Raw genomic sequence first — 9,156 nt, forward strand, 5'->3', positions numbered from 1 at the left:
GGCCGGTAGGGCGTCGCATAGCAGAAGCCGACCACCGCGCCGTCGACCTCGGCGACCAGGTAGGGCAGCTGCGCGGCCAGCACCTGGGCGCGGCGCGCCTTCATCTCGTCGACGCCGGGCGCCGTGGTCTCGAACGAGGCCGAACCGTGCAGCACGTGGTGGGCATAGAGGCGCTGGATGGCCGGGACATCGGCGTCGGCGGCATCGCGGACCTGCAAGGGGAGGGATGTGTTCATGGCGCCCATGCTGCCTGCCGCGTTCACATCAATGAAGTGGATCAGAATCATGCAATCCATGAGTTTTTCTTTGCCATGAACAGCCTGAACCTCGAGCACCTGAAGGCCTTTGCCGCGGTCATCGACAGCGGCAGTTTCTCGGCGGCCGCCGAGCGGCTGTCGCTGTCGCAGCCGGCGGTCAGCCTGCAGATCCGTCAGCTGGAGAAGCGCCTGGGCGCGACGCTGATCGAACGCGTCGGCCGGCGTGCGAAGCCGACCGCTGCCGGCGCCGAGTTGCTGATCCATGCCGGCCACATCGATGCCGCGGTCGCGTCGGCGATCAACGCGGTGGCGCCGCACGCGAGCGGCGCACTCGGCCGGCTGCGCCTGGGCACCGGGGCGACCGCCTGCACCTACCTGCTGCCGCCGCTGCTGCGCGACCTGCGGCAGCGCTACCCGCGTGTGGAGATCACCGTCACGACCGGCAACACCGCCGACATCGTCAAGGCGGTCGAGGAGAACAACATCGACCTCGGCCTCGTGACGCTGCCGGCCGGCGGCCGCTCGCTCGAGGTCACGCCGGTGTGCGACGACGAGTTCGTGCTGGTCGCGCCGCGCGACATGGTGCTGCCGGCACGCATCACCGCCGCCGTGCTGGCGCGGTTGCCGGTGATGGCCTACGAGCCCGGCGGCAACACGCGGCGCCTCGTCGACGACTGGTTCGCGCGCAGCGGCATCACGCTGCAGCCGGTGATGTCGCTGGGCAATGACGAGGCGATCAAGGCGATGGTGGCGGCCGGGCTGGGCTGCGCGATCCTGACCGCGATGCCGGCCGAGCGGGAGCGGCGCAGCGGCGCGCTGCAGGTGCGCTCGCTGTCACCGCGGCTGCACCGCACGCTGGCGATCGTCGTGCGGCGCGACAAGAAGCTGCACCGCGTGCTCGGCGAGACGATCGCGGCGCTGAAGCAGCTGGGTTAGATCCTGTTGACCTAAGGCTGCGGGTGGCCGATCGGCGCGGCGACGGACCGGCCCACCCCATGCTCAGACACCCAGCCGACCAGCCACAGGCCGGCGAGGATGCCGGCCGCCGCGGCCGCCTGCGTCAGGCCCGGCATCCGGTGCGCGTTCCACAGGAAGACGCTGGTCGCGCCGAGCAGCACCAGGAACAGCCCGCCGGCCACGAGCGCCGCCGCGCGCGAGCGGTGCGGGTCGTACTTGCGGCGCGCCGCGAGATCGAACGCCGGCTTCGGGAAGCGCTCGGCCACGTCGGCCGGCCGCCAGCCCGGCGGCTCGATCCACACCCGCAGCTTGTCGCGCCAGCGCCGCGCATGCCAGGCGTCCTGGAAGAGGTCCCAGTAGACGTGCAGGTTGGCCCACAGCGGGTTCCAGCTCGCGAGCGGCGTGCGCGTGCCGTAGACGCAGGGCTCGGCATCGTCTTCCTCGATGAAGCTGCCGAACAGGCGGTCCCAGACGATCAGGATGCCGCCGTAGTTCTTGTCCAGGTACTTGTCGTTGACGGCGTGGTGCACCCGGTGGTTGCTGGGCGCGCAGAACCAGCGGTCGAACCAGCCGAGCCGGCCGATCTGCCGCGTGTGCACCCAGTACTGGTAGAGCAGGTCGACCAGCGCGACGACGCCGAACACCAGCGGCGGGAAGCCCGCCACCGCCATCGGCAGGTAGAAGATCCAGCCGAACAGCCAGCCGGTGCTGGTCTGGCGCAGCGCGGTCGACAGGTTGTACTCCTCGCTCTGGTGGTGCACCGCATGCGCAGCCCACAGCACCGCGACGGTGTGCCCGAGCCGGTGGTGCCAGTAGTAGCAGAAGTCGTAGACCAGCAGGCCGGCGACCCAGACCCACGCCGCGTCCTGCGGCAGCGGGTGCAGCGCGAGCGTCTCGAACACGAGCGCGTAGAGGCCGACCATCAGCAGCTTGCTGAACACGTTCAGCACCTGGCTCATGATGCCCAGGCCGATGCTGTTCAGCGCATCGGCCGTCACGTAGGTGTTGCGGCGGCGAACGATGCCGACCGCGAACTCGATGCCGATCAGCAGCAGGAACAGCGGCGTCGCGAGGACGATGATCTGGGAATCGGTCATCCGGCGATGGTGACGCGCCCGGCGCGCCGCGACCACGGGACTTTCACCGCCCTCGGGTCGGGTTCAGACCAGGCAGCCGCGCGCGTCGACCGGCCACACGCCTTCGACGACGCCGCCGGCCAGCCCGCCGCGCACCGCGACATACCGGTCGTGCAGGTTGACCGTCGGATCGCAGTGCCCCGGCACCAGCCAGACCGTGTCGCCCAATTCCGGCAACGCATCGCGCCCCGGGTGCAGGATGCCGTGCTCGTCGCCGCCGTTGGCGAACACCAGGTCGCGCTGCCAGGGGCACGGCAGCCCGCTGTCGATCGCATGCGACTTGTGGCCGGCGTCGACCACCGCATGCGACGCGCCGCGGCTCACCACCTGGCTCTTGACGAACAGCGCATGCTCGAACACCGGCGCGCCCGGCGCCGGCTGGTTGTCGGCGTAGTCGCGGTCCATGAACAGGTAGCTGCCGGCCTGCAGTTCGCCGTACACGCCGCTGGCGGCCTCGAACGCGAAGCTGCCGGTGCCGGCGCCGGTGACCAGCGGGCACGCGATGCCGGCCCCGGTGATCGAGGCCTGAGCGGCCCGCACCAGCGCCACCGCATGGCGGATGGCCGCCGCGCGCTCGTCGGCGGAGCGCAGGTGCTGGGCCTTGCCGTGGTAGGCCTGCAACCCGGCGAAGCGCAGGCCGTGCGACACCACCTGGTGCGCGAGCGCGCCGGCCGCGGTCGGCGCCACGCCGCAGCGGCCCTGCCCGACGTCGATCTCGACGAACACGTCGAGCGACGTGCCGGCCGCCTTCAGCGCGAGCGCGAGGCGGTCGATGCCGAGTGATGAGTCGACAGCGATCGCGAGCCGGATGCGGCCGGCCAGTGCCGCCACGCGCGCCAGCTTGGCCGCGTCGACGATCTCGTTGCTGATGTAGATGTCGGCGACGCCGCCGGCCGCCAGCGCCTCGGCCTCCGACAGCTTCTGCACGCACACGCCGACCGCGCCGGCCGCGACCTGCAGCGCGGCGATGCGGGCGCTCTTGTGCATCTTCGCGTGCGGGCGCAGCTTCAGGCGGTGCTCGCGGGCGAACGCGGCCATGCGCGCCAGGTTGCGCTCCATCGCGTCGAGGTCGATCACCAGTGCCGGTGTCGGCACGGCCGCGACCGGGTCGCCGACGCGCGGCTGCATCATGCCGCGTGCCCTGCGCGGTCGGTGGCGGCCAGGCCGGTCGCGTTGCCGGGGTCGTCGAGCGACGGGCCGTCCAACCCGCCCAACCCGTCGAAGTGGTGCGTGTCGTTCCAGCCGACCAGCGTGAAGCCCTCGGGCGTGTAGAGCAGCCGGTTGATGCTCGCATTGCCGAGCTGCCAGGAGCGCGGCGCCTGCAGGTCGATGCGGGCCGCGGCGCGGTAAAGGCAGTCCATCACGCCGCCGTGCGCGACGATCGCGATGCTGCTGCCGAGGTGGGCCTCGGCCAGCCGCGTCACCGCGCCCACGCAGCGGGCGGACAGCTGCTGCAGGTTCTCGCCGCCTTCGGGGCCGTAGTCGGGATCGCGCCGGCGCCAGCGCAGGCTCTGCTCGGGCCAGCGGGCCTCGATCTCGGCGAAGGTCCAGCCCTCGAAGACGCCGAAGCTGCGCTCGCGCAGGCCGGCATCGGCATGCACCGGCAGCCCGTGCGGCCGAGCGACCGCCTGCGCGGTCTCGAACGCACGCTGCAGGTCGCTCGCGAACACGATGTCGACCTGCTCGTGCGCCAGCGCGGCGCCCAGCCGCCCGGCCTGCCAGCGGCCCTTGTCGTTCAGCGGAATGTCGGTGTGGCCCTGGATGCGGCCATCGACATTCCAGGCGGTCTCGCCGTGGCGGATCGCGAGGATTCGAGTCAGCTGCATCAGATCAGGCGTCGATTGAGGGTGTAGGTACCGGAGTGGGTCGCCTCGGCCAGCACGTGCCGGGCGATCGCCTCGCGCACCTGCGCGCCGCTGAACACGCCGTCGACCGGCGTGCGCGCCACGTCGAGCGCATACAGCGTGAACACGTAGTGGTGCACCAGCGAATCGTTGAACGGCGGGAACGGGCCGTCGTAGCCGAAGTACTGCCCCGCCATCTCGGCATTGCCGGCGAACCAGCCGGTGTAATCGTTCAGGCCGTGCCGCGCGCCGTGCAGCGCCTGCGGGCCCGGCTTGCCGCGCGCGCTGAAGCCGCGGCTGAACTCGCCCTCGCCGATCGCCGAGAGGCCGGCCGGCAGGTCGACCATCACCCAATGGAAGAAGTCGACGCGCGGCAGGTCGCTCGGCACCTCGCGGTCGGCCTGGTTCACGTCGTCGCCGCGGCTCGGCACGTCGAAGTCGTGGCAGATCAGCGCGAGCGATTGCGTGCCCTTCGGCACCTCGCTCCACGCCAGGTGCGGGTTCAGGTTGTCGGAGAAGCCGACGCCCGACGCACCCTCCAGCCGTCCGGCGGCATAGCGCGCCGGAATCCGGTCGCCGTTGATCCAGCTGTCGCTCCACAGTTTCATCGCTGCTCCTCCTCAGACACCCCAGGTGATGCCGGCATCGGCCGGTTGCGAACGCTTCATCATCTCGACCAGCGGCCAGGCGCGCTGGCGCAGGCCCACGCCCTCGGCCGGCGGCAGTTTCTTCCCGTCGGCCGCCGCCTCCTGCTCGGCCTGCTTGCGCGCCGCCTCGTCCTGCGCGATCGCGGCCTCGAGCGCCGCGATGGCCGCCGGCATCTGCGCCGGCTCGATGATGCCCGTCGCACCCGGCGCCTTGCCGATCAGGCGCAGCACCTGGTCGCCGTTCGGGCCCATCATGATCACGTCGCCGGCCGCCTTCGATTTGAACTTGTAGATCATCGGTACATGTACTCGCGGTTGAACGGGAACTCGGATTGTGCGCCGCGCATCGGCCCGCGCGCCGGGTTGCCGTCCGGCCGTGCGGCCAGCATCTGGAACAGCGAGATCCAGCCCTGCTCGAAGCACATCGCGCTGCCGGCCAGGTAGAGCCGGTAGGCGCGCACCACCGATTCGCCGGTCAGTTCGCGCGCGCGCCCGAGCTGGTGCTCCAGCGCCGCGCTCCAGGCCCACAGCGTGCGTGCGTAGTGCGGGCGCAGGTTCTCGGCGTCCACCGGCTCGAGCTGCGATTCGCTCATCACCTTCAGCACATGCGACACATGCAGCAGTTCGCCGCCGGGGAAGATGTAGCGCTCGATGAAGTCGCCCATGCCGGCGCCCAACTGCTCGTTGCGCGTGCTGCCGGCGGTGATGCCGTGGTTCATCAGCAGGCCGCCCGGCTTCAGCAGCCGGCGGATCTTGTCGAAGTAGCCCGGCAGCTGCCCATGGCCCACATGCTCGAACATGCCGACCGAGGCGATCTTGTCGAAGGGCGCGTCCTCCGGCAGCTCGCGGTAGTCGCGCAGTTCCATCGTGACCCGCCCGCGCAGCCCGCTGCGCTCGATCAGCCCGTTGACGTGCGCGTGCTGGTTCTTCGACAGCGTGATGCCGTGCGCCCGCACGCCATAGTGCTGCGCGGCCCACATCAGCAGCCCACCCCAGCCGGCGCCGATGTCGAGGAAGCGCTCTCCCTCGCGCAGCATCAGCTTGCGGCAGATGTGGTCGAGCTTGGCCTCCTGGGCCTTCGCGAGCGACAGGCTGCCTTCGCGGAAGTAGGCGCAGGAATAGACCTTGAGCGGATCCAGCCACAGCGCGTAGAAGTCGTCCGAGACGTCGTAGTGGAACTGGACCTGCTGCGCATCCGATTCGGTGCTGTGGCGCGCCCGCGAGCGCGCGGCCCGCGTGATGTTGCGCCACCACGCGAGCGGCGCGCCGGTCGGCTCCGACTGGGTCGGGTCGTCGTCGATCAGCTGCGCGGCAATGGACATCAGGTCGCGCACGGTGCCGTCGAAGTCGAGGCGGCCCTCGACATAGTCCTGCGCGACCCGGCCGACCTGGCCGCCGGCGATGTGCACCAGCGGCGACAGTTCATTGAGCCGGATCGTCACGGTCGGCTGCGGGTGGCCGAGCCGTTGCCCACCGGGCAGCACCACTGCCATCGGGACGCCCAGTGCCTCGACACGCTGCTCCAGCGTTCGCTCCAGTGGATTCATCGGGAACCTCCAACGATCCCGTGAAAATAAGGCAAAAACGCAAACCGGGGCGTGGCGTACGGCTTTTGCCGGGGCTCGGGGAGGGATGTCGGACGATGTCCGACCGTGTCGAGGGGGGCTGTCAGCCGCCGGCCGGGTGCACCAGCCGCACCGACCTGGGCGGCGCCGCGCGGTTCACGCGGCCTTCGAAGCTGCCGTGGTCGAGGGCCGGCGCGAACAGGAAGCCCTGGAATTCGTCGCAGCCGGCGTCGAGCAGGAACTGCCGCTGCGGCTCGGTCTCGACCCCTTCGGCGATCACGCGCAGGTTCAGCGCGCGGCCGAGCTGGATGATGGCGTTGACGATCGCGACATCGCTGGTGTCGTCGGGCAGGTTCTTGATGAAGCTGCGGTCGATCTTCAGCCGCGCGATCGGGAAGCGCTTCAGGTAGCCCAGGCTCGAGTAGCCGGTGCCGAAGTCGTCGATCGCCATCTGCACGCCCAGCTGGCGCAGCGCCTGCAGGCGCTGCAGCGCGCCGGCCGCGTCGTGGATCAGGATCGATTCGGTGAGCTCCAGCTCGAGCAGCCGGGCCGGCAGGTTCGCGCCCTTCAGCGCGCCGGCCACGCGGTCGATGAAGTCGGGCTGCCGGAACTGCAGCGCCGAGACGTTGACCGACACCGGCATCTCCAGCCCGTTGGCGCGCCACGCGGCGGCCTGCCGCACCGCCTGCGACAGCACCCAGTCGCCGATCGGGATGATGAAGCCGCTCTCCTCGGCCACCGGGATGAACTCGCCCGGCGAGACCTCGCCGAGCACCGGATCGCGCCAGCGGATCAGCGCCTCGGCGCCGATCACCTGGCCGCTCTTCAGGTCGATCTGCGGCTGGTAGTGCAGCCGGAACTGGCCGCTCACCAGCGCCTGGCGCATCGCGTGGTCGATCTGCATCGGCGCGATCTGCAACGGCGAATGGTCCGGGCGCTGGCCGGCGTCGCCGCGCGGCTGGTGGAAGCGGAAGCTCGCGCGCCCGGCTTCCTTCACGTGGTGCATCGCCGCATCGGCGCGGCGCAGCAGGTCGTCGGCGCTGTCGCCGTCGGCCGGGCTCATGGCGATGCCGATGCTGCAGGTGACGGTGAAGCTGACGGCGTCGAGCGTGAACGGGCGGGCCATCGCGTCGATCACGCGCCGCGCGGTGGCTTCGGCCGCGCTGGCGTCGGCCTGGTGCACCAGCAGCACGAACTCGTCGCCGGCGAGGCGCGCGACGGTGTCGACGTTGCGCAGGCAATCCTTGATGCGGTCGGTGACCTCCAGCAGCACGCGGTCGCCGACCCCGAGGCCGAGCGTGTCGTTGATCTGCTTGAAGCGGTCGAGGTTCAGCACCATCAGCGCGAACGGGTTGCCGCCGCGCTGCGCCATCGCGAGCGCGAACTCGATGCGGTCGGCCAGCAGGCGCCGGTTCGGCAGGCCGGTCAGCGCGTCGGTGTGCGACAGCTCCTCGATGCGCGCACTGGCGGCGAGCTTCTCGGTGATGTCGCGGAACGAGAACACGCGGCCGATCGGGTGGCCGCGCGTGCACTGCGGCAGCGTCAGCCGCTCCAGCACGCGGCCCGAATGCAGCGTGAAAACGTCGCTGGTCTGCAGCATCGTCGCCTCGTGGATCGCGGCGAGCCGGCGCTCGTAGTCGGCCCCGTCGACGACGCTTGCGCGCATCCAGTCGCGCACCGCCTCGTCGTCGCGCCGGGCCAGCACCTCCTCGGGCAGGGCCCACAGGCCGGCGAAACGGTGGTTGAAGCTGCGGATGTGGCCCGACAGGTCGGTCACCAGGATGCCGTCGGCGGTGGATTCGAGCGTCGCGCGCAACTCGGCCAGGCGGGTCTCGAGCTCTTCTTCGGCGGCGCGCTGCGCGCTGCGGTCGCGGCAGGTCACGAGGAACAGGCCGGCGCCGATGCGGCTCACGCGACGCGTCACCGGCAGCAGGCGGCCGCTCGCGTGGCGCACCAGCGTGTCGGAGACGATGTCGTCGACGACGCCGGTCGCCGCCTCGCTCCAGAACACCAGGTCTTCAGGTGTCGCGCACAGGTCGGTGGCCCCGCGGCCACGCAGCGAGGCGGCCTCGACGCCGAACAGCTCGGCGGCCGCGGCATTGACCGAGCGGATCCGCAGGCTGCCRGCGTCGACCAGCCACACCGCCTCGAGCAGGCCGTCGAGCAGTCCGTCAGGCAAGCCGTCGATCGAAGCGTCGAGGCCCCGCGCCGGCTCGCCGACCGTCATGCAACGGCCGCGGCGTCCGCGGTCTCGGGCACCTGCTCCGGCTCGAAGAAATAGGCCACGCGGGCGCGCGGCGACAGGTAGATCAGCGACGCCGTCGGCAGCTGCTGGGGCTTCAGGCTGCGGCGGATGCCCAGGCGCGGCATCTGCTCCAGGTCGAGCATCAGCGCTTCGTCGCGCGGCACCTTCGGGTCGTGCACCAGCACGCGCGGCTTCAGCGGCCGGGTCGAGTTGACCGACACCACCATCGCGTAGCGGTCGTCGGTGAGCTGCACCGTCGAGCCGGGCGGGTAGACGCCCATCATGCGGATGAAGGCGCCGAGGATCGCGGTGTCGAACTTGGCCTTGCTCTGCGCGAACAGCGTGGACAGCGCCTCGTGCGGCGTCAGTGCGCGCGACGGCACGTGCGGGTTGCACAGGTTGTCGTAGCGGTTCACCAGCGAGACGATGCGCGCCGCCGTCGTCATGCGGTCGCTGTTGAGCTTGAGCGGAAAGCCGCTGCCGTCGGCATGCTCGTGGTGCTGCG

The 9,156-nt window shown here is 70.9% G+C and carries 10 protein-coding genes; 1 reads left to right on the forward strand and 9 read right to left on the reverse strand.

Going from position 1 to position 9,156, the window contains the following annotated elements:
• A partial coding sequence (locus AC1D15_RS09900; protein ID WP_477825846.1) for a GNAT family N-acetyltransferase occupies positions 1 to 236 on the reverse strand: 236 nt, incomplete at its 3' end.
• Positions 237 to 311: 75 nt separating this feature from the next.
• Here AC1D15_RS09900 and AC1D15_RS09905 point away from each other — a divergent pair.
• On the forward strand, positions 312 to 1,193 hold the full coding sequence (locus AC1D15_RS09905; RefSeq protein ID WP_477825847.1) for a LysR family transcriptional regulator: 882 nt from the start codon (positions 312 to 314) through the stop codon (positions 1,191 to 1,193).
• A gap of 11 nt (positions 1,194 to 1,204) precedes the next feature.
• Here AC1D15_RS09905 and AC1D15_RS09910 read toward each other — a convergent pair whose 3' ends face one another.
• The 8 genes from AC1D15_RS09910 to AC1D15_RS09945 all read right to left on the reverse strand — a co-directional run.
• Positions 1,205 to 2,311, reverse strand: coding sequence for a sterol desaturase family protein (locus AC1D15_RS09910; protein WP_477825848.1), 1,107 nt, complete (start codon positions 2,309 to 2,311; stop codon positions 1,205 to 1,207).
• A gap of 63 nt (positions 2,312 to 2,374) precedes the next feature.
• Positions 2,375 to 3,481 carry a DSD1 family PLP-dependent enzyme gene (locus AC1D15_RS09915; RefSeq protein ID WP_477825849.1) on the reverse strand — a complete coding sequence of 369 codons (1,107 nt, stop codon included), beginning with the start codon at positions 3,479 to 3,481 and terminating at the stop codon, positions 2,375 to 2,377.
• Entirely contained in the window at positions 3,478 to 4,176 is a 699-nt protein-coding gene (locus tag AC1D15_RS09920) for a histidine phosphatase family protein (RefSeq protein WP_465110766.1), read from the reverse strand. Before AC1D15_RS09920 ends, AC1D15_RS09915 begins: the two co-directional genes overlap by 4 nt.
• Positions 4,176 to 4,802, reverse strand: coding sequence for a YbhB/YbcL family Raf kinase inhibitor-like protein (locus AC1D15_RS09925; RefSeq protein WP_477825850.1), 627 nt, complete (start codon positions 4,800 to 4,802; stop codon positions 4,176 to 4,178). The genes AC1D15_RS09920 and AC1D15_RS09925 overlap by 1 nt, the downstream gene beginning before the upstream one ends.
• 12 nt (positions 4,803 to 4,814) lie before the next feature.
• Positions 4,815 to 5,138 carry a DUF1840 domain-containing protein gene (locus tag AC1D15_RS09930; RefSeq protein WP_047510261.1) on the reverse strand — a complete coding sequence of 108 codons (324 nt, stop codon included), beginning with the start codon at positions 5,136 to 5,138 and terminating at the stop codon, positions 4,815 to 4,817.
• Positions 5,135 to 6,388: a class I SAM-dependent methyltransferase gene (locus tag AC1D15_RS09935; RefSeq protein WP_477825851.1), complete on the reverse strand. Its 1,254-nt coding sequence runs from the start codon at positions 6,386 to 6,388 to the stop codon at positions 5,135 to 5,137. The genes AC1D15_RS09930 and AC1D15_RS09935 overlap by 4 nt, the downstream gene beginning before the upstream one ends.
• Positions 6,389 to 6,509: 121 nt before the next feature.
• Positions 6,510 to 8,633: a putative bifunctional diguanylate cyclase/phosphodiesterase gene (locus AC1D15_RS09940; RefSeq protein WP_477825852.1), complete on the reverse strand. Its 2,124-nt coding sequence runs from the start codon at positions 8,631 to 8,633 to the stop codon at positions 6,510 to 6,512.
• Positions 8,630 to 9,156, reverse strand: a 527-nt coding sequence (locus AC1D15_RS09945; RefSeq protein WP_477825853.1) for an HD-GYP domain-containing protein, incomplete at its 5' end; no start/stop codon positions are given. The genes AC1D15_RS09940 and AC1D15_RS09945, both read right to left, overlap by 4 nt.

The organism is Rhizobacter sp. P2_H2, assembly GCF_056403375.1.

Coding starts and splice junctions, on each gene's coding strand:
- AC1D15_RS09925 (WP_477825850.1), bottom strand. CDS start 4,802: ATGAAACTGTGGAGCGACAGCTGGATCAACGGCGACCGGATTCCGGCG.
- AC1D15_RS09910 (WP_477825848.1), bottom strand. CDS start 2,311: ATGACCGATTCCCAGATCATCGTCCTCGCGACGCCGCTGTTCCTGCTG.
- AC1D15_RS09915 (WP_477825849.1), bottom strand. CDS start 3,481: ATGATGCAGCCGCGCGTCGGCGACCCGGTCGCGGCCGTGCCGACACCG.
- AC1D15_RS09920 (WP_465110766.1), bottom strand. CDS start 4,176: ATGCAGCTGACTCGAATCCTCGCGATCCGCCACGGCGAGACCGCCTGG.
- AC1D15_RS09935 (WP_477825851.1), bottom strand. CDS start 6,388: ATGAATCCACTGGAGCGAACGCTGGAGCAGCGTGTCGAGGCACTGGGC.
- AC1D15_RS09930 (WP_047510261.1), bottom strand. CDS start 5,138: ATGATCTACAAGTTCAAATCGAAGGCGGCCGGCGACGTGATCATGATG.
- AC1D15_RS09905 (WP_477825847.1), top strand. CDS start 312: ATGAACAGCCTGAACCTCGAGCACCTGAAGGCCTTTGCCGCGGTCATC.